The sequence below is a fragment of the Leisingera aquaemixtae genome, from assembly GCF_001458395.1.
GTDB classification, from domain to species: Bacteria; Pseudomonadota; Alphaproteobacteria; order Rhodobacterales; family Rhodobacteraceae; genus Leisingera; species Leisingera aquaemixtae.
The window spans coordinates 327069-352969 of the sequence record NZ_CYSR01000030.1; the positions used below are offsets into that span (position 1 = coordinate 327069).

The window sequence follows — 25901 nt, forward strand, 5'->3', positions numbered from 1 at the left end:
TTGCCCCTCTGCGGGCAGCCGCGTATTCAGTCAGCGGCATTTCCCGCTGCCAGGCAAACGCTTGCGCAGCAGAACACTTAAGAGGGCATCATGGCCGCAGGCATGAAAAAGCTATCCAAAACCTTTGTCTGGATCCTGATGGGGATGCTGATCGTCGGCCTTGCCGGATTTGGCGCGGTGAATTTCACCAGCTCCTCCTCCTCCGTTGCCCAGGTCGGCGATGAGGAAGTCAGCATCGGCAACTATGTGCGGGAACTGCAGCGCGAACAGCGCGCCCTGCAGGCGCAGACCGGCCAGGCGGTGACCATGGCGCAGATGAGCGCCTTTGGCATGGACCGGATGGTTCTGGGGCGGCTGATTTCCCTGGCGGCGCTGGACCACGAATCCAGGCAGCTGGGCCTGTCGATCGGCGATGACAACCTGATCGAGGAACTGTCGGCCATTGACGCCTTTAAGAACGTCAGCGGAGACTTCGACCGCGAGGCCTACCGGTTCGCCCTGCGCAATGCCGGCCTGACCGAGAAAGAATTCGAAGACGACCTGCGCCGCGAGGCGGCCCGCACCCTGGTGCAGAATGCGGTGCTGTCCGGCAGCAAAATGCCGGCAACCCTGACCGAGACGCTGACCAGCTTCATCGGCGCCCGCCGCAGCTTCTCTTACGTGCAGCTCAATGCCGCCGATCTTGCCCTGACCGCCGAGGCGCCGTCCGATGAGGACCTGAAAACCTTCTACGAGGCCAATCAGGACCAGTTCATGCTGCCGGAAACCAAGGTCATCACCTACGCCGCCCTGCGCCCCTCCACGCTGCTGGATGAGATCGAGGTGGACGAGGCCCAGCTTCAGCGCCTGTTCGAGGACCGCGCCGATCAGTACCAGGTGCCCGAACGCCGTCTGGTCGAACGTCTGGTCTTCGCCAGTGAGGACGCCGCCGCCAGCGCCAAGGCGCAGCTCGAAACCGGCGGTGCCACCTTCGAAAGCCTGGTCGAGGCCCGCGGCCTGACGCTGCAGGATGCCGACATGGGCGACGTCACCATGGGCGATCTCGGCGCCGCAGGCACTGAGGTGTTTGCCGCGCAGGTTGGCGATGTGGCAGGCCCCCTGCCCTCCGATCTCGGCCCGGCGCTCTACCGCGTGAACGGCCGTCTGGAGGCGCAGATCACCACCTTCGAGGACGCCAAACCGGACCTGATCGAGGAGCTCGCCTCCGACCGCGCCCGCCGTCTGGTGGAAACTCAGGCTGAGGATATTGACGACATGCTGGCCGGCGGCGCCACGCTGGAGGAGCTGGCCACCGAAAGCGGCCTGGAGCTGGCCCAGATCAACTGGACCGCAGACACCAGCGACGGCATCGCCGCCTATGAGGGCTTCCGCACGGCCGCCGCCGCCGTCACTGCCGAAGACTTCCCGGAAGCCGGCTTCCTGGAGGACGGCAGCCTGTTCGCCCTGCGCCTCGATGACGTCCTGCCGGAACGCCCGGAACCCTTTGCCGATGCCAAGGACAAGGTCCTAGCGGCCTGGCAGGCGGACCGTCTGGCCAAGGCGCTGAAGGATCAGGGCGAGGCCATGCTGGCCCAGGCTGAACAGGCCGGCAGCTTTGCCGAAGGCACTGATGTCAAATCCGAAACCGGCCTGACCCGCACCGCCTATATCGACACCGTGCCGGAGGCGCTGGTCTCCCGGGTCTTCACCATGGAGGTCGGCGATTTCCGCCTGGTGCAGGACGCGGAGTCGGCTGTGGTGGTGCGTCTCGATGCCATCCTGCCGCCGGAGCAGAGCGATGATATGACCCTGCTCACCCAGGCGCTGCAGGCACAGCTGGACCAGTCCCTGGCCGAGGAGCTGTTCGAGGCCTATGTGCAGGACGTTCAGGCCCGCGCCGAACCCCGTGTCGACCAGCAGGCGCTGAACGCGGCGCAGGCAAACTTCCAGTAATCAAGGCAAGCACCCATGGCCCTGACCCCCGATTTCGACACCTTCGCCAAGGCTTACGAGGCCGGTGAAAACCAGGTCGTCTACACCCGCCTTGCCGCCGATCTCGACACACCGGTGTCGCTGATGCTCAAGCTGACCGGCGCCCAGAAGGACGCCTTCATGCTGGAGTCGGTGACCGGCGGCGAGGTGCGCGGGCGCTATTCGATCATCGGCATGAAGCCGGACCTGGTCTGGCGCTGCCACGGGGAGCAATCTGCGCTGAACCGCTCGGCGCGGTTCGATGCGGATGACTTCACAGCCCAGGACGGCAACCCGCTGGACAACCTGCGGGCGCTGATTGCCGAAAGCAAAATTCCCCTGCCCGACGATCTGCCGCAGGCCGCGGCCGGCCTCTTCGGCTACCTTGGCTATGACATGATCCGTCTGGTGGAGCATCTGCCGGACGTCAACCCCGACCCGCTCGGCCTGCCCGACGCGCTGATGCTGCGCCCCTCGGTCATTGCCGTTCTGGACGGGGTCAAGGGCGAGGTCACCGTGGTTTCCCCTGCCTGGGCCAGCGACGGCCAGACCGCCAAGGCAGCCTATGCCCAGGCGGCGGAACGGGTGATGGACGCGGTGCGCGACCTGGAACGCGCCATGCCAGCCGAAAGCCGCGACCTTGGCGACGCCGATGAAGTCGCGCCGCCCCAGTCGAACTTCACCAAGGCGGGCTACATGGCCGCGGTGGAGAAGGCCAAGGACTACATCCGCGCAGGCGACATCTTCCAGGTGGTGCCGGCGCAGCGCTGGACGCAAGCGTTCCGCCAGCCGCCCTTCGCGCTCTACCGCTCGCTGAGGCGCACCAACCCGTCGCCCTTCATGTTCTACTTCAACTTCGGCGGCTTCCAGGTGGTGGGCGCTAGCCCTGAAATCCTGGTCCGCGTCTTCGGGCAGGAGGTGACCATCCGCCCGATCGCCGGCACCCGCCCCCGCGGCGCCACCCCGGAGGAAGACAAGGCGCTGGAGGCCGATCTGCTCGCCGACAAGAAGGAGCTGGCAGAGCACCTGATGCTGCTGGACCTCGGGCGCAACGACACCGGCCGGGTGTCCAAAATCGGCACCGTCCGCCCGACCGAAAAATTCATCATCGAGCGCTACAGCCACGTGATGCACATCGTCTCCAACGTCGTGGGCGAGCTGGCAGAGGACAAGGACGCGCTGGACGCCTTCTTTGCCGGGATGCCCGCAGGCACCGTCTCCGGCGCCCCCAAGGTGCGCGCGATGGAAATCATCGACGAGCTGGAGCCGGAAAAGCGCGGCATCTACGGCGGCGGGGTCGGTTATTTCTCGGCAGGCGGCGACATGGACATGTGCATCGCGCTGCGCACCGCCATCGTCAAGGACCAGACCCTTTACATCCAGGCCGGCGGCGGCGTGGTCTATGACAGCGACCCGGAAGCGGAATATATGGAGACGGTCCACAAATCCAACGCCATCCGCCGCGCCGCGGCAGATGCGGCCCGCTTCACCGGCAACGGCAACCGCTAACGCGTTAGAGGCCCCGCCGCCGCTTCATCTTTCCCGAAGTACTCCCGCCGGAGGCAACGGCGCCCGCTCAGGGCACCGTTTCATTTGGGCGGCAGCTGCGCCTCCAGACTGGCAGAGACAGGCGCCAGCGCCACGCGGGCAGCCCGGTCCTCCAGGCCCCAGATCAGCAGCGCCGAGATCGTGTCGGGGCGCAGCCGGCCCAGCATGATCACCGATCCCTCCTGCCCGGCCCGGAACGCGGCCTGATCCAGAAAGCGGCGGATCGCTCTGGGGGTTTGGCCCGCTCCGTCGAAATCGCGGAACACCACGCCGGCAGGCACGCCATCGCGCAGCGCCAGCCGCTGCACCGTGTTCAGGCCGCTGTTCTGCGTCACCAGGCCATAGCCGGCCGAGGCCGCCATCGCCGCCACCTGGTCCGCCAGCGGCCGGTTGCCCTGCACGCCGGTCTCCACCCCCTCAAGGATCGCAACCGCTTCGGGCACCCTGCTGCGCCAGACCTCCAGCGCCATCTCGGCATCCTGCGGCGTGGCCGCGCGCGGCAGATCCGCCAGCATCAGCACCTCAAAGCCGGCCGCCCGGCGCGCCGCCATCTTCGCCGCCGCATCCGGATCGCCGGGGTCGATGGCAAAGCTCAGCGGGTAGGGAAACGCCGCCAGCGCCTCGGCACCGACAGCGCCTGCGTCATCAATCAGCACGATCGACATCAGCGGCCGGTTTTCCGGGTTGTAAAACGGTTCGGAAAACGCCTGGAACGGCGGCTTGTCCAAAGGCTGCGCCGCGGCCAGCGCGATCTCCTGCGCGTCGTCCCGGTCGGTCAGCGGAACCACCGGCGTGCCGATCCGGGGCGCCAGCGCCTCCTGCTGCGGCGCGTCAGCTGCCGGCGCGTCTTTTGCCGGCACGGCGTCATCATCGGCGCTTTCGTCCGGCACGGACGGCGCCGCGCCGATCACCGGCAGCGTGGTCGCCTGCGGCGCCGCGCCGATATCGGGGGCCAGCACCGACGCCGCGGCCTGCGGATCCGGCGCGCGCCCCACTGCAGGCAGCGGCGCGGCATCCTGCGGCTGCGCGGCGGCGGTGGTATCGGGCTCCTGCGCGGGCTGTTCCGGTTCCGGCGCCGGATCTGTTGCCGCTATGACAGCAGCCTCGCCGCCGGGCGCCTGCGGCGGCTCCGGCTGGGCGGCCTGCGGCTGGCCTTCGGGGCCGCCAGGATCCAGCCCCGGGGCGGCTGCCGGCGCCGGGCTGCTGCCCTCCAGCGTTGTGGCCGCAAGGCCGACCTCCGGCTTGCCGGCTGGCGCGGTATCCGCCCCGGCAAGCGCGCTCAGATCGTCGCTGCTGCCGGTTGCGGCCGGCCCTGCGGGCTGCGCCTCCACCAGATCGGCATCCCGCCCCTGGCCGTTGCCGGGAACCTCTGCAGTTTCACTGACGCCATCCTGCATCTGCGGCGCATCGCCCGGATCATGCACTGCCGGCTCCGGCTGGGCCGCTGCGCGATCCTCTGCGGGCTGCGCCTCAGCAGGTTGCGGCACTGCCGCCATCGTGTCTTCGCCCGGCTGGCCCTCCGGCCCGCTGACCGGCAGCGGCACCGACAAAGACAGCATCGCCAGCCCGCCTGCGGCCAGCAAAGCCCCGACACTCACGCCGCCCAGAAATCCACGCATGCCTGTTTTGCCTCTCAATCCGTATGATCGTGCTGCGCCGTTCCGGCTTGCCTGGATGGAGCCCGTTACCGGCCCTCTCCCGCAATCGCCTATCCTGCCCTTGACGCTGCCCCGTATCCCTGAACATGTATGTTTCGACCACTATACTGCGGCGCGCCCCCGGCCCGCCACCCTTAAAAGAGTCCGCTACGATGCTGCTGCTGATCGACAACTACGATTCCTTTACCTACAATCTCGTGCATTATCTGGGCGAGCTTGGCGCGGAAATGGAAGTGCACCGCAACGACGCCATCAACGTGCAGGAAGCCATGGCGATGAAGCCCGCGGGCATCCTGCTGTCGCCCGGCCCGTGCGATCCGGATCAGGCCGGCATCTGCCTGGCGCTGACCGAAGCCGCGGCCGAGACCGGCACGCCGCTGCTGGGGGTTTGCCTCGGCCATCAGACCATCGGCCAGGCCTTCGGCGGCAAGGTGGTGCGCTGCCACGAGATCGTGCACGGCAAGATGGGCAAGATGCACCACAATAACACAGGCGTTTTCAAGGGCTTGCCATCGCCTTTTGAAGCGACGCGCTATCACTCCCTGGTGGTGGAGCGCGACAGCCTGCCGGACTGCCTGGAGATCACCGCAGAACTGGAAGACGGCACCATCATGGGCCTGCAGCACAAAGACCTGCCGATTCACGGTGTCCAGTTCCACCCCGAATCCATCGCGTCCGAACACGGCCACGCGCTGCTGAAAAACTTCCTGGACGTGATGAGGGTGCCCGCATGAGTGACCGCCTGAAGCCGCTGATCGGGGCCGCGGCCGAACGCGCCCTGACGCGCGAGGAGGCGGAAACCGCCTTTACCCTGCTGTTTGAGGGCGAGGCCACGCCCAGCCAGATCGGCGGCCTGCTGATGGCGATGCGCACCCGCGGCGAAAGCGTTGACGAATACGCCGCCGCCGCCGCGGTGATGCGCGCCAAATGCAACCCGGTGACGGCGCCCGCCGGCGCGATGGACATCGTCGGCACCGGCGGCGACGGCAAGAACACCCTGAACATCTCCACCGCGACCGCCTTTGTGGTTGCGGGCGCGGGCGTTGTGGTGGCCAAGCACGGCAACCGCAACCTCAGCTCCAAATCCGGCACCGCCGACCTGCAGTCCCAGATGGGCATCAACGTGATGGTCGGCCCGCAAGTGGTTGAAAAAGCGATCAATGAGGCCGGGATTGGTTTCATGATGGCGCCGATGCACCATCCTGCGGTGGCGCATGTTATGCCCACCCGGCAAGAGTTGGGCACCCGCACGATCTTCAACATCCTCGGCCCGCTCACCAACCCGGCCGGCGTCAAGCGCCAGCTGACCGGCGCCTTCCGCCGCGAATTGATCCGCCCGATGGCCGAGACGCTCAAAACCCTGGGGTCCGAGCGCGCCTGGCTGGTGCACGGCTCTGACGGCACCGACGAGCTGACCATCACCGGCATCAGCTGGGTCTCCGCGCTGGAGGAAGACGGCAGCATCCGCGACGTTGAACTCCACCCGGAGGACGCGGGCCTGCCGGTGCATGGTTTCGATATGATCGTCGGCGGCACGCCTGCGGAAAACGCCATGGCCTTCCGGGCGCTGCTGCAGGGCACGCCCTCGGCGTACCGCGACGCGGTGCTGCTGAACGCGGCCGCAGCGCTGGTGGTGGCCGGCAAGGCCGCTGACCTCAAGGACGGCGTGGCCCGTGCCGCCGAGTCGATCGACAGCGGCGCCGCCAAGGCCAAGGTCGAGGCGCTGGCCCGCATCACCTCAGCCGCATGACAGGTCTGCCATCAGGGCTGGGCCGCTGGGCCGGCCTGCCCTTTTTCACGGAGCACTGGCCCGGTATCGCAGCCGCCCTGCAGGCGGACCCGCACGAAGTCCTGCCGCCCGCGCCTCAGCGGTTCGCCGCGCTGGAGATGACACAGCCGGAGAACACCCGCGTGGTGATCCTCGGCCAGGACCCCTATCCGACGCCCGGCCATGCCCACGGGCTGGCCTTCTCGGCGGACCCCGGCGTGCGCCCGCTGCCCCGGTCCTTATCCAATATTTACAAGGAGCTGGAGGCCGATCTTGGGGTGTCCCGCCCGAACGGCGACCTGCGCGGCTGGGCCCGTCAGGGCGTGCTCTTGCTGAACACCGCGCTGTCGGTCCCGGCCGGCAGCGCCAATGGCCACAAGCATCTTGGCTGGCACCACCTGGTGCATCAGGTGCTGGCGCTGACCTCGGCACGCCCCACCGCTTACATTCTCTGGGGCAATGCGGCGCAGAAGCTTGAAAAACATATTAAAACGGGCGATCACCTGATCTTGAAAACCGCACATCCCTCGCCCCTGTCGGCGCGGCGCGGCTTTTTTGGGTCCCGGCCCTTCTCAAAAGTGAACAATTGGCTCGCCGCCCGCGGTGAAGCCGGCATAGACTGGAACGCAGGAACGGAGGCACCGGTATGACCCAAAACGTGCTGGACAGGATCAAGGCCTACAAGCTGGAGGAAGTTGCCGCGGACAAGGCCGCCAAACCGCTGGAGGCGGTGGAGGCCGAGGCGCGCGAAGCCTCCCCTGTGCGCGGCTTTGCCGACAGCCTGATGAAGGCCAGCCGCCAAGGGTACGGGCTGATCGCAGAGATCAAAAAGGCGAGTCCCTCCAAGGGTTTGATCCGCCCGGATTTCGAACCGGCAGAGCTGGCCAAGGCGTATGAGGCCGGCGGCGCCACCTGCTTGTCGGTGCTGACAGATACCCCCAGCTTTCAGGGCGCCAAGGCGTTCCTCACCAAGGCGCGCGCGGCCTGCGCGCTGCCCGCGCTGCGCAAGGACTTCATGTATGACACCTACCAGGTGGCCGAAGCCCGCGCGCTGGGGGCCGACTGCATCCTGATCATTCTCGCCTCGGTCTCCGACGATCAGGCGCAGGAGCTGGAGGACTGCGCCTTCGGCTGGGGCATGGATGTGCTGTTGGAGGTGCATGACGCCGAAGAGCTGGAGCGCGCCTGCAACCTGAAATCGCCGCTGATGGGCATCAACAACCGCAATCTCAAGACGTTCGACACGACGCTGGACACCACCCGGCACCTGTCGCGCATGGTGCCGGCCGACCGGACCATTGTCTGCGAAAGCGGCCTGTCCACGCCTGAGGATCTGGCCGAAATGGCCCGCTACGGCGCCCGCACCTTCCTGATCGGCGAAAGCCTGATGCGGCAGGACGACGTCGCCGCGGCCACCCGTGCGCTGCTCGCCAACCCGCTGACTCCCGGCATGATGTAAAGGAGGCAGCCCATGAGCCTCACCCATTTCGACACCAAGGGCGACGCCCATATGGTCGACGTCTCGGACAAGGCAGTCACCTCGCGCATCGCCACCGCCGAGGGCCACATCACCATGGCGCCGGAAACCTTTGAAATCATTTCAGAAGGCCGCGCCAAGAAGGGGGATGTTCTGGCCGTGGCCCGCCTGGCCGGCATCATGGGCGCCAAGAAGACGCCGGATTTGATCCCGCTCTGCCATCCGCTGCCGGTGACCAAGGTCGCGGTGGAGCTGACGCTGGACCCGGATCTGCCCGGCGTCCGGATCGAGGCCACCGTCAAGACCACCGGCCAGACTGGCGTCGAGATGGAGGCGCTGACCGCCGTCGCCACCGCCGCGCTCACCGTTTATGACATGGCCAAGGCGGCGGACAAGGCGATGCAGATCGGCGGCATTCGTGTTACGCTGAAAGATGGCGGAAAATCAGGCAGGTACGAGGCATAAATGATCCCCGTCAGCCAAGCCCTCGCGCATCTTCTAACGCTGGTCTCGCCGCTGGAGAGCGAAGACGTCCCCCTGGCGGAGGCCGCAGGCCGGGTGCTGGCCCGGGACATGCACGCCCGCCGCGACCAGCCGCCCTTTTCGGCTTCTGCCATGGACGGCTATGCCGTCAACGCGGCGGAGGTCGAGAGGCACGCGATGTTCAAAGTGATCGGCGAGGCCGCTGCGGGACATGCTTTTGACGGCCGCGCCGGCGCGGGCCAGGCGGTGCGCATCTTTACCGGCGCCCCGGTCCCGGAAGGCGCAAGTTTCGTTGTTATTCAAGAAGATGTGAGCCGCACCGGCGATCTTATCACGATTACGGATGACCCCGGTGAAAACCCCAACATCCGGCCCCGCGGCGGCGATTTCACCGATGGCGAAACCGTCACTGCGCCCCGGCTGCTGAGTGCTGCGGATGTCGCCCTGCTGGCCGCGATGAATATCCCCAGCGTTCCGGTCACGCGCCGCCCCGAGGTGGCGCTGATCTCCACCGGGGATGAGCTGGTGATGCCGGGCGCAGACCCCGGCCCGGACCAGATCATCGCCTCCAACACCTTCGGGCTCAAGGCGATGCTGGAGGGCTTTGGCGCCCGCGCCCGCATCCTGCCCATCGCGCGGGACACAGAAGGCGCGCTGCGCACCGCCTTTGGACTGGCAGAGGGCGCCGATCTGGTGGTGACGATCGGCGGCGCCTCTGTCGGCGATCACGATCTGGTCGGCAAGGTGGCCCAGGATCTGGGCATGGAGCGCAGTTTCTACAAGGTTGCCATGCGCCCCGGCAAGCCGCTGATGGCGGGCCGGATGGGGTCTGCGGCGATGGTGGGCCTGCCCGGCAATCCGGTGTCCGCCATGGTCTGCGGCCACGTGTTCCTGGCGCCGATGGTCCGGGCGATGCTTGGCCTGCCGGACGCGGGCCAGCAGCTGCGGAACGCCCGGCTGGCGGAGCCGCTCGCCGCAAACGGCCCGCGGGAGCACTACATGCGGGCCCGCGCCGCCGACGGGGTCATCCGCGCCTTCCCCGACCAGGACAGCTCGCTGCTGACGGTACTGGCGGAGGCAAACGCCTTGCTGATCCGACCGCCCGGGGACAGCGCCCGCGTCGCAGGTGAGCCTGTGCAATACATGCCGATCTGAAATTGCGCCGCCTTTGCAAAAATACACTCACGGCTTGCCCGCGCCTTTGGCGTGTCCATTATCTGGCACAACCGTAAGCGGCCATGTTGACACAAAACGTGAACATGCGTAGAACAAAAGAAAACATCTACACGAGGCGCGGAGGGAGCGGCGATGCTCACGAAAAAACAGCTGGATTTGCTGGAATTCATTCACAAACGCCTGCAGCGGGACGGGGTTCCGCCCAGTTTCGATGAAATGAAGGAAGCGCTGGACCTGCGCTCCAAATCCGGCATCCACCGGCTGATCACCGCGCTGGAGGAGCGCGGCTTCATCCGCCGCCTGGCCCACCGCGCCCGCGCCATTGAAATCCTGCGCCTGCCCGACAGCCTGGGCGGCAAAGCCGAACCGCAGGGGTTTGCCCCCACCGTGATCGACGGCGGCCAGACCGGTGCCCGCGCCGCCGCCGCGGCGGCGGATCCGATGCGCCAGGCTGCGGTTGAACTGCCGGTAATGGGCCGCATCGCGGCCGGCGTGCCGATTGAGGCAATCAGCCAGGTCTCGCACCAGGTGGCGGTGCCGGGCGGCATGATTGCCCCCAACGGCCAGCACTATGCGCTGGAGGTCAAAGGCGACTCGATGATCGAGGCCGGCATCAACGACGGCGATATCGTAGTGATCCGCGAAGCCGACACCGCGGACAACGGCGACATCGTGGTGGCGCTGGTGGAAGGCCAGGAAGCCACGCTGAAATATTACCAGCGCCAGGGCGGGATGATCGCGCTGGAGGCCGCGAACCCGGTCTATGAAACCCGGCGCTACCCGGAGGATCAGGTCCAGGTCCAGGGCCGCCTGGTCGGGCTGATCCGCACTTACTGAGACGCCGCCGCCGCGCCCAGCAGGCGGCGCAGGCGCCGCACTTCCGGGCCTTCCGGCTGCCATCCGCTCCACAGGCGCATCCCGGTTGCTGCGCGGGCTGTCAGCAGACGGCCATCGGGCCGCACCGCGATACTGCCGGTCTGCCGCAGGATGTCCGGCGTCAGCACCAAACAGCCGGCCGGCGCCGCGGCGGCCACAGTGGACACGACAATATCGCTTTCTTTGCAATTGCTTGCCTGCAACAGTTTACGTTTCCCCGGCGCGTGAACCAGCCGGACGCCAGCGCCGTGCCAGACAGGCAGCGCGCCGTCCCGGACCTTCCAGCGGGCCGCGGCCTCGGGCTGGCTGGCTGCGTCGCCGTCATTCTCCAGCCAGATCTCAGCCGTGAACCCCTGCCCCTTGGCGCGGGACAAGGCGCGGCCGTCCGATTCCATCACTCCAATCAGCCCGCCGGAGCCGGCGATGATCACCGGCGGCCGCTCCGCCCCGCTCCAGATCCACAGCGCCGCAGCCGCGGGCAGCAGCCCCGCCAGCCGCAGCCGTCCCTGCCAGATCACCGCAAACACCATGCCGGAGGCAAACAGCGGCAGCACGGCGCTGTCCGGCGCTGTCACATGGGACACCGCGCCCTCGAACCCGGACACCGTCCGCGCCACCCCCAGGATCCAGTCCATGCCCCACCGCATCACCGTCAGGCCGATCCCCTCCAGGCCAGCGGGCAGCAGGCACAGCGCCAGCACGGCGGCCGGAATCACCACCGTGCCCATGACCGGCACCGCCAGCAGATTTGCAATAAGACCGTAGTGCGGCAGGGTGTTGAAATGCGCCGCTGCAAAGGGTGCCGTGGCAGCACCCGCAACAGCGGAGGAGATCACCAGCGCCGCCACCGGCCGCAGCCAGCCCGGCCCCAGCGGCACCCCGCCGTCGCGCAGCGCGGCAAACACCGCTACCAGCGCAGCAGTGGCGGCAAAGCTCATCTGGAAGCCGGGGCTCAGCAGGCTTTCAGGCCGCCGCAGCAGCACGATCAGCGCCGCCAGCGCCACCGCCCGCAGGGTGATCGCGCGCCGGTTCAGCAGCACCGCCCCCAGCATCACCGCCACCATGACAAAGGCCCGCTCCGTCGCCACATTGCCGCCTGACAGCAACAGATACCCAGCCCCCGCGGCCAGGGCGGCCAGCGCCGCCAGTTTCCGCACCGGCCAACGCAGGGCCAGCGGCGGCACTAGGCAGAACAGCACCCGCACCGCGGCAAAGACAAAGCCGGTGAGCAGCCCCATGTGCAGGCCCGAGATCGCCAGCAGATGCGCCAGGTTGCTTTGGCGCAGCGCCGTCAGCGTCTGCTCCCCGACGCCGCTGCGGTCGCCTGCGGTGAGGGCCGCGGCAAACCCGCCGGTCTCGCCGGGGATCCGCTGCTGCAGGTGCTGCGCCATGGCCCGGCGCAGGCGCTCCACCGGCACGCTGTCCCCCGGTGCTCCGGCCAGCAGCACCGGCGCTCTGGTATATCCCAGCCCGCCCAGCTGCTTGAACCAGGCATGGCGGCGGAAATCGAAACCGCCCGGCTCCGCCGGACCCTGCGGCGGCAGCAGATGCGCGGTTGTCATCACCAGCGCGCCCGGCGGCGGCACCGCGTCCTGCCCTGTCAGGGAAATCCGCACCCGTGCGGGCGTTTTTGCGGCGGGAACACGGTCCAGCCGCACCTGATCCAGTGTCATCCGCAACGCGTCCGTCGGGGGGCGGCCCACCGAGCCCACCCGCCCCTCCACCGGGCCGTAATAGCGAAACTCCAGAACCGGCGCTGCAACCCAATGGGCGCGGGCGCCCGCCAGGCACAGGCCCGCGGCCGCAAAAGCCGGCGCCCAGCACAGGAACGCCAAGGGCCGCCGCTGCACCGCAAGCAAGGCCAGCAGCAGCCCAGCCGCCGCAAGGCCGGCATAGACCGCCCAGCCGGGTTCGCTTTTCAAACTGAAATAGGCCCCGATCCCGGTGCCCAGGAAGACTGGGATCCAGGGGAACAGATGCCCCCGCTGCGCCTGCAGCAGGTCTGCGATGGCTGCGCTCAGCCGCATGCTTGCCCCCCGCCTTCTGGCCCGGTAGACAGGCGGAAACATTAGGCCTCCCATGGTTTCCAAAAGGTAAATCCCGCTCATGACCCAACCGGTTGTCACCCGTTTCGCGCCGTCTCCCACCGGCTTTCTGCACATCGGCGGCGCCCGCACCGCGCTGTTCAACTGGCTGTATGCCCGCGGCCGCGGCGGCAAATTCCTGCTGCGGATCGAGGACACCGACCGCGAACGCTCCACCCCCGAAGCCACTGCCGCCATCCTGCAGGGCATGGCGTGGCTGGGCCTGGACCACGACGGTGAGGCGGTCAGCCAGTTCGAACGCGCAGACCGCCACGCCGAGGTCGCCAATCAGCTGCTGGCCGACGGCAAGGCCTACAAATGCTTTGCCACCCAGGAGGAAATCGCCGCCTTCCGCGAGCAGGCCAAGACAGCGGGCAAATCCACTCTCTACCGCTCGCCCTGGCGCGACGCCGATGCGGCCAGCCACCCGGACGCGCCTTATGTGATCCGTATCAAGGCGCCGCGGGATGGCGTCACTGTGATCAAGGACCAGGTGCAGGGCGATGTGACCATCCGCAACGATCAGCTTGATGACATGGTCCTGCTGCGCTCCGACGGCACCCCGGTTTATATGCTGGCGGTGGTTGTCGATGACCACGATATGGGCGTCACCCACGTGATCCGCGGCGACGACCACCTGAACAACGCCGCCCGCCAGATGACGATCTACGAGGCGATGGGCTGGGACGTGCCGGTCTGGGCCCACATCCCGCTGATCCACGGCCCCGACGGCAAGAAACTTTCCAAGCGCCACGGCGCCCTGGGCGCCCAGGAATACCAGGCGATGGGCTATCCCGCAGCCGGAATGCGCAACTATCTGGCACGCCTCGGCTGGTCGCACGGCGATGACGAATTTTTTACGGACAGCCAGGCCAAAGAGTGGTTTAATTTCGACGGGATCGGCAAAAGCCCGGCCCGGTTTGACACCAAGAAGCTGGAAAACCTCTGCGGCCAGCATATTGCCGTTAGCGATGATGCTGCACTGCGGCAGGAAATCAGCGAATACCTGGCGGCTGCCGGGAAACCCGCCCTGACTGACGCGCAGTCACAAGGGCTGGAAGCTGCGATGTATTGCCTCAAGGACCGGGCCCGCACTTTCCCGGAACTGCTTGAAAAAGCGCATTTTATCCTTGCATCACGGCCTCTTGAACGGGACGAGAAGGCAGAAAAAGCGCTGGCGTCTGTATCCGATGGTATACTGGAAGAATTGACGCCGCAGCTGCAAAATGCTAGCTGGGTCCGTGACGATCTGGAGGCGCTTCTGAACGTATTTGCAGAAGCACATGATACCAAGTTCGGCAAGCTGGCCGGCCCGTTGCGGGCTGCGCTTGCGGGCCGGGCGGTAACGCCTTCGGTGTTCGATATGATGCTGATTCTGGGCCGCGATGAAACCATCGCCCGGCTCAAAGACGCGACGGGCTGATCCCGGCTTTTACGCCCGGGTAAGCTTGTTTTGATACGACAACCCCTGCGCGACTCAGCGCAGGCGCTGCCCCGCATGAAGACGCCTGACCGGCCGCTTTCGTGCCTGTAACAGGAAGGGACATCCATGACCGAGACACAGAAATCTGCCACGCTCAGCCTGAATGGCGATACTTACGAGCTGCCCATTTTCTCGCCAACGGCCGGGCCCGATGTCCTCGACATCCGCAAGCTCTACGCGCAGGCAGGTGTGTTCACCTATGACCCGGGCTTCACCTCCACCGCCAGCTGCGACAGCACCATCACCTATATCGATGGCGGCAAGGGTGAACTGCTGCACCGCGGGTACCCGATCGACCAGCTGGCGTCGAAATCGCACTACCTGGAAGTCTGCTACCTGCTGCTCTACGGCGAGCTGCCGACCGCCGCGCAGCTGGAGGATTTCGAGACCCGTGTGACCCGTCACACCATGGTGCATGAGCAGATGCACAACTTCTTCCGCGGCTTCCGCCGCGACGCGCACCCGATGGCGACCCTGGTGGGCGTGGTCGGCGCGATGTCGGCCTTCTACCACGACTCGCTGGATGTGACCGACCCCTGGCAGCGCGAAGTTGCCGCCATCCGGCTGATCGCCAAGCTGCCGACCATCGCCGCGATGGCCTACAAGTACTCGATCGGCCAGCCCTTCGTGTACCCGCGCAACGACCTGGATTATGCGGCCAACTTCCTGCACATGTGCTTCTCGGTTCCGGCCGAGGAATACCATGTGAACCCGATCCTGAGCCGCGCGATGGACCGGATCTTCATCCTGCACGCCGACCACGAGCAGAACGCCTCCACCTCGACCGTGCGCCTGGCGTCCTCTTCCGGCGCCAACCCGTTTGCCTGTATCGCGGCGGGTATCGCCTGCCTCTGGGGCCCGGCCCACGGCGGCGCCAACCAGGCCTGCCTGGAGATGCTCAAGGAAATCGGCTCGGTCGACCGCATTCCGGAATTCATCGAACGCGCCAAGGACAAGAACGATCCGTTCCGCCTGATGGGCTTTGGCCACCGTGTGTACAAGAACACCGACCCGCGCGCCAAGGTGCTGAAGCAATCCGCGGATGAGGTTCTGGAGCTGCTGGGCGTCGAGGACAACCCGCTGCTGCAGGTCGCCAAGGAGCTGGAGCGCACCGCGCTCAACGACCCCTATTTCATCGAGAAGAAGCTGTTCCCGAACGTCGACTTCTACTCCGGCATCATCCTGGAGGCGATGGGCTTCCCGACCTCGATGTTCACCCCGATTTTCGCGCTGTCGCGCACCGTCGGCTGGATCTCGCAGTGGAAAGAGATGATTGCAGATCCGCAGAACAAGATCGGCCGCCCGCGCCAGCTGTACCTGGGCGAGACCCTGCGCGACTACGTCGACATCGAAAAGCGCTAAGCGCGCCACGGACAACACCAGACAAACGCCCCGCACTGCGCGGGGCGTTTTTCGTTTGGCGGCGGCGTAAGTACCGCAGTGCGGCCGCCCCTTGTTTCAACCCGCCGGCCGCTGCACCGGCGCCACGCGGGCAACAATTTTGCCATGGGCAGCGCATAGTTTCCTCAGAAAGTTCAATGTTTACGAGTATTTGACTAAACCCGCACAACTGCATACTGAACTCATGAGTTTACTTAGGTCTGGCAGTGCGCACCCTACGCGCGCGGAATTGCAGAACGCCACCCGCCAGGCGGCAACGGGATTGATGACATGGAACTTTTGATCTTGCTTGGGATTGGCCTGACCATTAGCGGTGTGGCCTTGGCGATGGACGACGATGATGATGAAATCAAGGGCGACACCACCGCTGACGCGACCGAAGGCAACGATGACCTGGCCGGCGCGCCGGGTGACGACACCATATTTGCCAAGGACGGCGCTGACATTTTGGACGGCAACGCAGGTGATGACCGTTTGTTCGGCCAGGATGGAGAAGATCTTCTGATCGGCGGAGAAGGCAATGACTTCCTGCGCGGCGGGTCAGATCATGATTTCATTATTGACGGCCAAGGCAGCGACACGCTCATCGGCGATCTCGGCAATGATACAATCGTCTCCACTAGTGCAATTAACCCAGATGACGCCTTGAAAACGATCCGGGACTGGGTTGCCAATGACGATCCGGATGAAGAAATTAACATGGAATACGATCTGAGCCAGGATACAGACGCGGATGCCGACGTGATCCAGGCGGGCTATGGAGAAGACAACGTTGTTGCTGGCAAGGGCGATACCGTAAGCCTGGGCGAAGGATATGACGAACTGATCCTGGGCGACTGGATCGAGCCAGGCGATGATCCGGTGGTTCTGACCGATTACAACCCGGGTGAGGACATGATACTATACTACCACGACGGAGCCACCCCGGCGCCGGAAATCACTGTCCAGAATACGCTGGACGAGTTCGGTGATGAAGACGACGCCCTGCTGCTGGCCAACGGTGAGGTTTTCGCAAAGATCGAAGGGGCCGGCGGCCTGATCTCTCCGTACAGCGTCTGGGTTCTCGAACGCGAGTAGCGGCAACCGGAGCTGGCTCCGGCAACCGCACGCCTGAACGCCCCTCAGCGCCCCTCGAACTTCGCGGGGCGTTTTTCCATGAAGGCGGTCACGCCTTCCAGGAAATCCCGGGTTTTGCCGCACTGGCCTTGCAGATGCGCCTCTTCGGACAGCTGTTCCATCAGGCTGCGGCCAGAGCTTTCGCGCAGGGCAGATTTGGTGGCGGCAAAGGCCTTGCTGGGGCCTTGCGCCAGATACGCGGCACGCTCGCGCCAATGGGCGTCGAACTCCGCGTCCGGCACCGCTTCCCAGATCATGCCCCAGTCGCTGGCCTGCTTGGCACTGATGCGGTCGGCAAACAGCGCCGCGCCCATCGCCTTGGCCATGCCAACCTGGCGCGGCAGGAACCAGGTGCCGCCGGCATCGGGCATCAGGCCGATCTTGCTGAAGGCCTGCATGAAAAACGCGCTTTCGCTGGCGATCACCACATCCGCCGCCAGGGCCAGGCTGGCGCCTGCACCAGCTGCGGCGCCGTTCACCGCGGCCACAACCGGCACCGGGCAGTTATAGATCGCCTCGACCATCGGCAGGTATTCGTCGCGCAGCGTGCGCTCCAGATCCAGATCGCCGGAGCCGGAGGCGTCGCTCAGGTCCTGTCCGGAACAGAAGGCATCGCCCGCGCCGGTCAGGACCACTGCCCGCGCTTCTGCCTGCGCGGCCTGCATGGCATGGGTGATTTCCGAGCGCATCCGGCTGGTCAGCGCGTTTTTCCTGTTGGCCCGGTTCAGGGTGATGACGGCCAGCCCGTCCTCCAGCGTGAACAGGATTTCCTTGTAGTCCATAGGGTCGCCTCATGCAGCTAGTGTCCCGGGCTGGCCATGCGCCAGCGGGCCCGTTTGGCGCCATGGTGACGCAAAGCCCTGCCGCCGGAAAGGCAGACCCGGCGTCAATCCTCCAGGATTTTCCGCAGCCGGTCCTGCTCTTCCGCGCTCAGCACGGTCTCTGCCGTTTTCGGCGCCCGGGAGCGGCCGCGGACATAGAACACCGCAATCACCAGCGCCGCCAGCAGCATCAGCGGCCCCGCCGCCCACAGCAGCCAGTTGGCCCCGCTGGTGGTGGGGCGCAGAAGCACGTATTCGCCATAGCGTGCGACGATAAACTCCATCGCCTGCCGGTCGCTGTCGCCGGCCACCAGCCGCTCGCGCAGCAGCACCCGCAAATCGCGCGCCAGTTCGGCGTTGGATTCGTCGATGCTTTCATTGCGGCAGACCAGGCAGCGCAGATCCTTGGACAGCTCCCGCGCGCGCGCTTCCAGCGCCGGGTCCGCCAGGATCTCGTCCGGCTCCACCGCCAGCGCAGGCGCCGGGGTGAACAGCGCCGCGGCCATCAGGGCCGCCAGGGCCACGATCAGAAAACGCATCCGTTTCATTCCGCAGGCACTCCCGCTGCCGGTGTCTTGCGCGCGCCCGCGGCCACGCGGAACCGCCTGTCGCTCAGGCTCAGAAGGCCGCCAAGCGCCATCAGGATGGAGCCGGCCCAGATCCAGTTCGCAAAGGGTTTGATATAGGTGCGCATGGTCCAGCTGCCATCGGCCTGCTGGTCGCCCAGCACCACATACAGATCCCGCGTCACCCGGTAGTCAATCGCCGCCTCGGTGGTCGGCATCTTCGCCACCGGATAGTCGCGTTTCTCCGGGAACATCACCGCCTCGGGCCGTCCGTTGCGGGTCACTTCGACCCGGCCCTTGGTGGTGAAGTAGTTCGGCCCCTGCTCGCGGGTCACGTCCTGCAGCACCAGGGAGAAGGCGCCAACCTCAAACGGCTCGCCGATCCGGGCCACGCGGATATCCTCCTGTTCCCAGGCGGTCAGGCCCGCGATGGCAAAGATGGTGACGCCGAGGCCCGCATGGGCCGTGGCCTTGCCCCAATCCGCCCGCGGCAGCCGCAGCATCCGCTGCAACCGGCCGGATTTGCCGCTGCGCATCCACAGATCCGCCAGCGCACCGAACACCACCCAGGACCCAAGGAACAGGCCCACCGGCCCCAGCGCCGAGCGTCCGGTCTGCATCGCCCAGGCCAGCACGCCCAGCGACACCGCCAGCACAAACACATAGCGCAGCTGCCAGGCGGTACGCCCGATCCGCCCGCGTTTCCACGGCAGCATCGCGCCGACGGGCAGCAGCAGGCCCAGCACCACCATGAAGGGGGTGAAGGCCGAATTGAAGAACGGCGGGCCGACGCTCAGCTTCCGGTCCAGCAGCATCTCCGCCACGATCGGCCAGATGGTGCCGAAGAACACCACAAAGCAGCTGACCGCCAGCAGGATATTGTTGGCCAACAGCGCGCTTTCGCGGCTGATCACGCCAAAGACGCCCTTGGCTTCCATCGCCTGTGCGCGCGCCGCAAACAGGGTCAGCGCGCCGCCGGTGAAGAAGGCCAGGATGAACAGAATGAACACGCCGCGCTCCGGGTCGTTGGCAAAGGCATGCACGCTGGTGATCACGCCGGAGCGCACGATGAAGGTGCCGATCAGCGAGAAGCCGAAGGCCAGGATCGCCAGCAGGATGGTCCAGCTTTTCAGGCTTTCGCGCTTTTCCACCACGATAGCGGAATGCAGCAGCGCGGCGGCCAGCAGCCAGGGCATGAAGGAGGCGTTCTCTACCGGGTCCCAGAACCAGAAGCCGCCCCAGCCCAGCTCGTAATAGGCCCACCAGGACCCCAGCGCGATGCCGATGGTCAGGAAAATCCAGGCCGCCAGTGTCCAGGGCCGCACCCAGCGGCCCCAGGCGGCGTCGATGCGGCCTTCGATCAGGGCGGCCACCGCAAAGGAAAACGCCATGCTGAGCCCCACGTAGCCGAGGTAGAGGAACGGCGGGTGGAACGCCAGCCCGGGGTCCTGCAGCAGCGGGTTCAGGTCCTGCCCGTCAAACGGCGGCACCGTCAGGCGCAGGAACGGGTTGGAGGTGAACAGGATGAAGGCGAAAAACGCCACCCCGATCGCCGCCTGCACGGACAGCACACGGGCCTTCAAGGTCGGCGGCAGCCCGCCGCCAAAGACCGAGGCCAGCGCCCCGAACAGGCTGACGATCAGCACCCACAGGAGCATCGAGCCCTCGTGGTTCCCCCAGGTGCCGGAGATCTTGTACAGCATCGGCTTGGCCGAATGGCTGTTCAGCGTCACCAGCTTCAGCGAGAAGTCGGAAGTGATGAAGGCCCACATCAGCGCGCCAAAGGAGAACGCGGTGAACAGGAACTGCGCCTGCGCCGCAGGCTCTGCCACGGCCATCCAGCCGGGCCAGCGTTTATGGGCGCCGATCAAAGGGATCACAGCCTGCACGATAGCGATCATGAAGGCGAGGATAAGGGCAAAGTGGCCAAGCTCTGTAATCATGGGATTTCCTATACGCCTGTCTGCCGGCAGGGCCAATGGCAATTGCCGCGCCATGCCGCCGCAGAGGGCAAAATGTGATCAGCCGCGGCGCGCTTTCCAGGCGTCCAGCGCCGGGTTGTCCTCTGCCGCGGCGGCGTCCAGAGGGGCTGTTGCCTCTATCCGGGCGGCGGCCGCGTCAGGCGGCTCGGCCCTGAGCCGCTCCAGCGCGGCGATGTTTTCCGCCACCTGCGGCGCCCGCGCCATGCTGGCGGCCAGCGCGTGCTGAAATTCCTGGCTTTTCACCTGATGGCGGGCGCCGAAATAGAATGAGACGATGACCCCCAGCAGCCACCATAAGGGTTCCGGCACCAGCGCCAGCCCTTGCATTCTTGCAGCAAACCAAACCGGATCGCTGAGAGATGCCCCCATCAGTGCAAGGGTTCCCAGCGCCAGCAACGGGCGCGGCAGCCGGTTTACCCCGTCCATGAAGCGGTCAAAGCGGCTTTTGCCGCCATACTGAAACTCCGCCGCCAGCTGGCTCAGTGCAGCGCTTTGCATCTCGTGCGCGCGGGCGGCGCCGGCCTCCGCGTTTTCGCGAAACACTTCAAGCGTTTCCCTCAAGGCATTGCGGCGGCTTCCAAAAACAAGGCTGAATACATCCGCGATCACCCCCATGCCGCTGTCCTCCGCTGGAACGCCTGCTGGCTCAGATGGTATTGGGCAGAGATGAACTCCTCGGCCCGTGTGATCCAGCCGCCCTTGCCGCCTGCACGGGTGCGCGCGTATTTGCGGCTGGCCGGACGCCGGTCCGCCAGGCGGAAGTAATAATTGCGGCGCGCCACGCCGTAGGCATCGCGCAAGGCCTCTGCGCCGATCTCTGCCGCCTGCGCTGCCGCGCCGGCGGTCTGCGGGCCGATGGCGCCATCAACCGCCACCGCATAGCCCATGTCGCGCAGCAGCCGCTGCAGAATGCGCACCGCGTTGCTGCCCGCGTTCACATACATGTCGAAGACCGATGCCTGCAGGCAGGGCGGCAGGCTGGCGATCCGCGGCGCCTCGAAATAATGGCGGATGAAGATGTCTGCCGCCTGGGCCCGGCTGAGCGCCTGCACATCCTCCACCCCGACAGCACCGTCGCCGGTCAGATCCAGCCCCAGCCGCCGCAGGGTGCCGATGGTCACGCCGTATTTGGTGGCCCCGCCGGGATCATCCGGATCATTTGCAAACCCGCCTTCGCGCGCCACGATCTGTTCTGCAATTTCCTGAACGCTCTGCATGTCACCTCACCACTTGCAACCGGAACAGGATGCCGCAGAGGCGCTAAAACCTGGTGACACGACCGTGCGCAGGCTGCGCAACCCCCCCCTCGAAACGCTGCCGCGCCGCGCGCAGCGCGGCGCCCGGCCCAACGCAAAACGCCTCCCCGGAGGGAGGCGTTTTTGGGGCGGGAGCGGTCCGGCTGCGGAACCGGATCAGGTCTCGGGCTCTTGGTAAACGCCCTGCTCTTTCAGCGCATCCATGACTTCCTTGGGCATATAGGTCTCATCATGTTTCGCCAGGATTTCAGTGGCTTCAAAGACACCGTTCACGTAACGCCCGGTGCCGACCATGCCCTGATTCTCCTCGAACAGGTCAGGCAGCACGCCGGTATAGGCGACGTTTACGGTCGCCCCGCCATCGGTCACGGCAAAGCGCACGGTTTCGCCCTGGCCGCGCTGCAAGGACCCTTCCGCCACCAGGCCGCCGATGCGGAACACTTCGGACGGCTTTGGCGGCTCCTCCACCACTTGGCTGGGCGAGCGGAAGTAGTTGATCCCGTCCCGCATGGCATAGCCGATCAGGGCGGTTGCCACGATCAGGGCCACCGCGGCAACCGCGATGACCTGGATACGGCGCTGTTTCTTCAGGTTCTTCATGGTGTCCTCTATTCAGGCCCAAGCCAGCGCCGCCCCCGGATCAGGGGAACAGCGGCGCCATCATCAGGCCTTCGGTCTCGTTCTCACCTAACATCAGGTTGGCATTCTGCAAGGCCTGGCCGCTGCTTCCTTTTGTCAGGTTATCCAGTGCCGCAAAGACAATGGCGCGGCCTGCGATGCGGTCCTGCGCGACGCCGATATGGCAGAAGTTGGAGCCGCGCACGTGATGGGTCGAGGGCGCCTCGCCAAAGGGCAGCAATTCGATAAAGGGTTCATCGGCGTAGGCCTTGGCAAAAGCCGCGTGGATCGCCTGCGCGTCGCCCTTCACATAAACGGTCGCCAGGATGCCGCGGTTCACTGGCAGCAGATGCGGGGTGAACTGCACCTTGACCGGGCGGCCTGCGAGTTTGCTGAATTCCTGGTCAAACTCGCCCAGGTGCCGGTGGGTGCCGCCGATGGCATAAGCGTTGTAGCCCTCGCTCAGCTCCGCGTGCAGCAGGTTTTCCTTGAGCGACCGGCCGGCGCCGGAGACGGCGCATTTCAGGTCCAGGATGATCTCGTCCAGGTCGATGACGCCTGCCTCAATCAGCGGCCGCAGGGCAAACTGGCCGGTGGCGGCATTGCAGCCGGTGCCGGCCACCAGGCGCGCGGACTTGATTTCTTCCCGGTAGAACTCGGTCAGGCCATAAACCGCCTCTTCCTGCTGCTCCAGCGCGGCATGCGGGTTGCCGTACCACTTCTCGTACTCCGCCGGGTCGCGCAGCCGGAAGTCCGCCGACAAATCGACGATCTTCAAGTCCTTGGGCAGGGCTTTGATCACGTCCTGGCTGGTCTTATGCGGCAGCGCGCAGAAGCAGAGGTTGATATTTGCAAAGTCGATCTCATCGATCTTGCACAGCACCGGCAGTTCCATATGGCGCAGATGCGGGAACACCTCGGCCATGGTCATGCCGGCCTTGCGGTCGGCGGACAGCGCCGCGATGTCGATATTCGGATGCTGGGCGATCAGCCGCACCAGTTCGGCGCCGGTGTATCCGGAGGCGCCAAGGATAGCCACTTTATGGGTCATGTCAGACCTCGTCTTTCAATGTGATATGCCGGTTCCGCAGCCATCTGCGGAGAGAAATAGGAAAAACTGCGCCTCAGCACTTTGACCTGGAACAAGGTTCCGGGCGGTCGCAGTTCAGGCTGCCTGAAAGGTGATTTCCCGTCGGAGAAACTGCGTCGCGCGGTCGCTGACACGGCCCGGATTTCCGGTGGTATAGAACCCGCCCGCGCCATTGCCCTGCATCCCGGGATGGCGCTGCAGGTAGTCCGCAAGGCTGTCTGCCACCAGGCTGCCCTGGCTGAACACCTTCACCTCCGGCCCAAGTGCGGCCTGAAAGGTCTGCTCCATCAGCGGGTAATGGGTGCAGCCGAGGATCGCGGCCTCAGGGTGCGGCATCTTGCGCTTCAGCGCATCAACGTGAGAGCGCACCAGCGCCTCCGCCAGGATCATGTCGCCGTCCTCGATCGCGTCGACAACGCCGCCGCAGGCCTGTGCCTCGACATCGACGCCGATGGCGCGGAAGGCCAGTTCCCGCTGGAAGGCGCGGCTGGCGACGGTGGCCGGGGTGGCGAACAGCGCCACATGCTTCACTTCCACCTCGCGCGGCGGCGAATTGTCGCCCCACTGCCGTTCGGTCAGCGCTTCAATCAGCGGCACAAAGACGCCCAGCACCCGCTTGCCCTGGGGCAAGCCGCCCTCCTGCATCCGGCGCAGCGCGGCGGCGGAGGCGGTGTTGCAGGCGAGGATCACCAGATCGCAGCCCTTGTCCCACATGTTCTCCATCGCGGCCTTGGTCAGCTGATAGATGTTTTCGGCATCGCGCACACCATAGGGCGCATGGGCGTTGTCGCCGTAATAGAGGAAATCCACGTCCGGCAGGCGCTTTTGCGCCGCGTTCAGGACGGTCAGCCCGCCCAGGCCTGAATCAAAGATGCCTACAGCCATTTCGCCTTCTCACGCGCGGTGTTTCTCTTCGAACTCAAACCCGTAACCCAGGGATTTGAGCGGTACTGGAGAAAGCTCATACGTCGCTTTGCGCAAGAAATCCATAAGTGCTTTTGTATCACCCGCCAGGGGCGCCAGAACGCCGCGGCCGATGGGGTCTCCGATCACCACCCGGACCGGCGTGTCGACCCGCTTGCGGAATTCCTGGATCAGCAGCCCCATGCGCAGGGTGGCATGCAGGTGGCTGGCGATCTGGAACAGGCGCGAGGTGTGGCCGTCAAAGAACACCGGCACCACCACCGCCTCGGACTTGGCGATCATCCGGGCGGTAAAGCCGCGCCAGCCGGGGTCCATCGGATGGCCCAGCGGACGCGCCGCGGTGGACACGGAGCCGCCGGGAAAGATGCCGATGGCACCGTCCTCAGCCAGATAGCTGAGCGCGTCCTTGCGGGTCTGCAGGTTGGTCTGCACGGCCTCGCGCGTTTCGGCAAAATCCACCGGCAGGATCACCTTGTTCAGGTCCTCGGCCTTGCGGAAGACATGGTTGGCCAGGATGCGGAAGTCGCCGCGGGTTTGTTCCAGGATATGCCCCATCATCAGCCCGTCGAGAATGCCATAGGGATGGTTCGCTATGAGGATCACCGGCCTGTCCTGCGGAATATTGCTCAGCGCGCCGCCGGCCACGTCCAGCGTCAGCCCGTAACGCTCTGCCATCACCGGCCAGAAGCTGCGCCCCGCCGCCACCTCCTTCTCATAGCCTGCTGCGCGGCGGATCAGCTGCAGCCGCCCGGTGGAGTTCTCCATCAGCCGGATCACCGCGCGGCCTGCGCGGGTGGAGGCGGAATGGGCATAGGAAATGTCACGGGCGGTATGGCGTTGCGCCTGCATCGGGGCGGGTCTCCGTCTGGTGGCTGCGGCCAGATAAGGCCGGAGGCGCATTGTGGAACAGGGGCGTAACAGGGGTGTGACGCTGTGCAGCAAGCCGCTGCGCCGCATCCCCCGCCCCGGTCAGGCTGCGGCAGTCCGCTTGCCGCCCATCAGCGGCAGGCCCGCCAGCCCGGCGCCGCGCCACAGCACATAGGTCAGGACCGGCTCTGCGCCCGTGTTCATCGCATGGGGCTGCCAGCCGCCGTGCAGCCGGGTGCCGCCGGCCTGCAGCCAGCATTCGCTCTCCTCGGTCAGGAACTCAGCGCCGCCGCCCAGTACCACATACAGCTCCTCGGCCTCGTGGCTGTGCCAGTCATACCGCAGCCCGGCGCCCCAATAGGCGATATATCCGCGCAGCTGGGTGCTTCGGAAATGGCCGGCCGGGCCGAACAGCTCGAAATAGCCGTAGTTCTGCAGGAAATGCGCGCCCACCTCGGCCTCGGTGTAGGTCTGCGTCCAATGCGCCTGCCCCGCCGCGGTGCGCAGTGTGCCGATCAGGGGCTGGGTCTCGGGCGTGCCTGGCAAGGCGAACTCTGCCACTTGCTGCTGCGCGGGGATGGCTGCCGGGGCCAGCGCGGCGGGCTCCAGATCGCTGGGCCAAGGCGCGAACGCCCGCAGGGCGGGCAGCCGGGAATGCAGGTCGCAAGCAGCCTGCAAGGCCTGTGAGAGGGACATCGGGCGGCTCCTTTCCGGTGCGGCTAGGGAATGCAATCCGGGCAGAGCCTAGCGGCGGCGC

At 66.1% G+C, this 25901-nt stretch carries 24 protein-coding genes; 12 read left to right on the forward strand and 12 right to left on the reverse strand.

Translation table 11 applies throughout. From position 1 onward, the window contains the following. Positions 1–90: 90 nt before the first annotated feature. Together PHA8399_RS15175 and trpE are read left to right on the forward strand one after the other, a co-directional pair. The gene (locus tag PHA8399_RS15175) at positions 91–1932 is read left to right on the forward strand and encodes a peptidyl-prolyl cis-trans isomerase (protein WP_058286954.1); all 1842 of its coding nucleotides are present in this window, start codon (positions 91–93) and stop codon (positions 1930–1932) included. A gap of 15 nt (positions 1933–1947) precedes the next feature. Continuing rightward, positions 1948–3459, forward strand: coding sequence for an anthranilate synthase component I (gene trpE / locus PHA8399_RS15180; RefSeq protein ID WP_058286955.1), 1512 nt, complete (start codon positions 1948–1950; stop codon positions 3457–3459). Between the two features lie 80 nt (positions 3460–3539). Here the strand turns inward: trpE and PHA8399_RS15185 are convergent, their stop codons facing one another. Further along, positions 3540–5117: a divergent polysaccharide deacteylase family protein gene (locus tag PHA8399_RS15185; RefSeq protein WP_058286956.1), complete on the reverse strand. Its 1578-nt coding sequence runs from the start codon at positions 5115–5117 to the stop codon at positions 3540–3542. A gap of 191 nt (positions 5118–5308) precedes the next feature. On the opposite strand from PHA8399_RS15185, the gene PHA8399_RS15190 reads away from it, so the two are divergent. From PHA8399_RS15190 to lexA, 7 genes are all read left to right on the forward strand, one after another. Further along, a complete protein-coding gene (locus PHA8399_RS15190; RefSeq protein WP_058286957.1) occupies positions 5309–5890 on the forward strand; it encodes an anthranilate synthase component II in 582 nt (193 codons plus the stop codon). After that, positions 5887–6906, forward strand: coding sequence for an anthranilate phosphoribosyltransferase (gene trpD / locus PHA8399_RS15195; RefSeq protein WP_058286958.1), 1020 nt, complete (start codon positions 5887–5889; stop codon positions 6904–6906). Before PHA8399_RS15190 ends, trpD begins: the two co-directional genes overlap by 4 nt. Beyond that, positions 6903–7574, forward strand: a complete 672-nt coding sequence (locus tag PHA8399_RS15200; RefSeq protein WP_058286959.1) for a uracil-DNA glycosylase — start codon at positions 6903–6905, stop codon at positions 7572–7574. Before trpD ends, PHA8399_RS15200 begins: the two co-directional genes overlap by 4 nt. Continuing rightward, positions 7571–8383, forward strand: a complete 813-nt coding sequence (trpC, locus tag PHA8399_RS15205) for an indole-3-glycerol phosphate synthase TrpC (RefSeq protein WP_058286960.1) — start codon at positions 7571–7573, stop codon at positions 8381–8383. The genes PHA8399_RS15200 and trpC overlap by 4 nt, the downstream gene beginning before the upstream one ends. 12 nt (positions 8384–8395) lie before the next feature. Next, positions 8396–8866, forward strand: a complete 471-nt coding sequence (gene moaC / locus PHA8399_RS15210) for a cyclic pyranopterin monophosphate synthase MoaC (RefSeq protein ID WP_058286961.1) — start codon at positions 8396–8398, stop codon at positions 8864–8866. After that, on the forward strand, positions 8867–10039 hold the full coding sequence (locus tag PHA8399_RS15215) for a molybdopterin molybdotransferase MoeA (protein ID WP_058286962.1): 1173 nt from the start codon (positions 8867–8869) through the stop codon (positions 10037–10039). Between the two features lie 153 nt (positions 10040–10192). Further along, complete coding sequence (gene lexA, locus PHA8399_RS15220) at positions 10193–10897, forward strand: transcriptional repressor LexA (RefSeq protein ID WP_058286963.1); 705 nt, start codon at positions 10193–10195, stop codon at positions 10895–10897. Here the strand turns inward: lexA and PHA8399_RS15225 are convergent. Next, positions 10891–12963 (reverse strand): ComEC/Rec2 family competence protein, encoded by a 2073-nt coding sequence (locus PHA8399_RS15225; protein WP_058286964.1) that lies wholly within the window; start codon positions 12961–12963, stop codon positions 10891–10893. The genes lexA and PHA8399_RS15225 overlap by 7 nt on opposite strands. 79 nt (positions 12964–13042) lie before the next feature. On the opposite strand from PHA8399_RS15225, the gene gltX reads away from it, so the two are divergent. From gltX to PHA8399_RS15240, 3 genes are all read left to right on the forward strand, one after another. Beyond that, positions 13043–14443 (forward strand): glutamate--tRNA ligase, encoded by a 1401-nt coding sequence (gltX, locus tag PHA8399_RS15230; protein WP_058286965.1) that lies wholly within the window; start codon positions 13043–13045, stop codon positions 14441–14443. A gap of 126 nt (positions 14444–14569) precedes the next feature. Further along, positions 14570–15865, forward strand: a complete 1296-nt coding sequence (locus tag PHA8399_RS15235) for a citrate synthase (protein ID WP_058286966.1) — start codon at positions 14570–14572, stop codon at positions 15863–15865. A 309-nt stretch (positions 15866–16174) separates the two neighbouring features. Beyond that, the gene (locus PHA8399_RS15240) at positions 16175–16981 is read left to right on the forward strand and encodes a calcium-binding protein (protein ID WP_058286967.1); all 807 of its coding nucleotides are present in this window, start codon (positions 16175–16177) and stop codon (positions 16979–16981) included. A gap of 44 nt (positions 16982–17025) precedes the next feature. On the opposite strand, the gene PHA8399_RS15245 is transcribed toward PHA8399_RS15240, so the two are convergent. The 10 genes from PHA8399_RS15245 to PHA8399_RS15290 all read right to left on the reverse strand — a co-directional run bounded on the left by PHA8399_RS15245 (position 17026) and on the right by PHA8399_RS15290 (position 25840). Beyond that, positions 17026–17802 (reverse strand): enoyl-CoA hydratase-related protein, encoded by a 777-nt coding sequence (locus PHA8399_RS15245; RefSeq protein ID WP_058286968.1) that lies wholly within the window; start codon positions 17800–17802, stop codon positions 17026–17028. Positions 17803–17906: 104 nt separating this feature from the next. Next, positions 17907–18380, reverse strand: coding sequence for a cytochrome c-type biogenesis protein (locus PHA8399_RS15250; RefSeq protein ID WP_058287281.1), 474 nt, complete (start codon positions 18378–18380; stop codon positions 17907–17909). Between the two features lie 5 nt (positions 18381–18385). After that, positions 18386–20350, reverse strand: coding sequence for a heme lyase CcmF/NrfE family subunit (locus PHA8399_RS15255; protein ID WP_058286969.1), 1965 nt, complete (start codon positions 20348–20350; stop codon positions 18386–18388). Between the two features lie 78 nt (positions 20351–20428). After that, entirely contained in the window at positions 20429–21004 is a 576-nt protein-coding gene (locus PHA8399_RS15260) for a holin family protein (RefSeq protein WP_058286970.1), read from the reverse strand. Continuing rightward, positions 20995–21606: a holin-associated N-acetylmuramidase gene (locus PHA8399_RS15265; RefSeq protein WP_058286971.1), complete on the reverse strand. Its 612-nt coding sequence runs from the start codon at positions 21604–21606 to the stop codon at positions 20995–20997. The genes PHA8399_RS15260 and PHA8399_RS15265 overlap by 10 nt, the downstream gene beginning before the upstream one ends. Before the next feature lie 195 nt (positions 21607–21801). Continuing rightward, positions 21802–22245 carry a cytochrome c maturation protein CcmE gene (ccmE, locus tag PHA8399_RS15270; RefSeq protein WP_058286972.1) on the reverse strand — a complete coding sequence of 148 codons (444 nt, stop codon included), beginning with the start codon at positions 22243–22245 and terminating at the stop codon, positions 21802–21804. A 40-nt stretch (positions 22246–22285) separates the two neighbouring features. After that, a complete protein-coding gene (argC, locus tag PHA8399_RS15275) occupies positions 22286–23314 on the reverse strand; it encodes an N-acetyl-gamma-glutamyl-phosphate reductase (protein ID WP_058286973.1) in 1029 nt (342 codons plus the stop codon). Positions 23315–23428: 114 nt separating this feature from the next. Then, a complete protein-coding gene (gene murI, locus PHA8399_RS15280) occupies positions 23429–24238 on the reverse strand; it encodes a glutamate racemase (protein WP_058286974.1) in 810 nt (269 codons plus the stop codon). Between the two features lie 9 nt (positions 24239–24247). Then, entirely contained in the window at positions 24248–25126 is an 879-nt protein-coding gene (locus PHA8399_RS15285; protein ID WP_058286975.1) for a lysophospholipid acyltransferase family protein, read from the reverse strand. 120 nt (positions 25127–25246) lie between these two features. Then, complete coding sequence (locus tag PHA8399_RS15290; RefSeq protein ID WP_058286976.1) at positions 25247–25840, reverse strand: dimethylsulfonioproprionate lyase family protein; 594 nt, start codon at positions 25838–25840, stop codon at positions 25247–25249. Between the last annotated feature and the right edge of the window lie 61 nt (positions 25841–25901).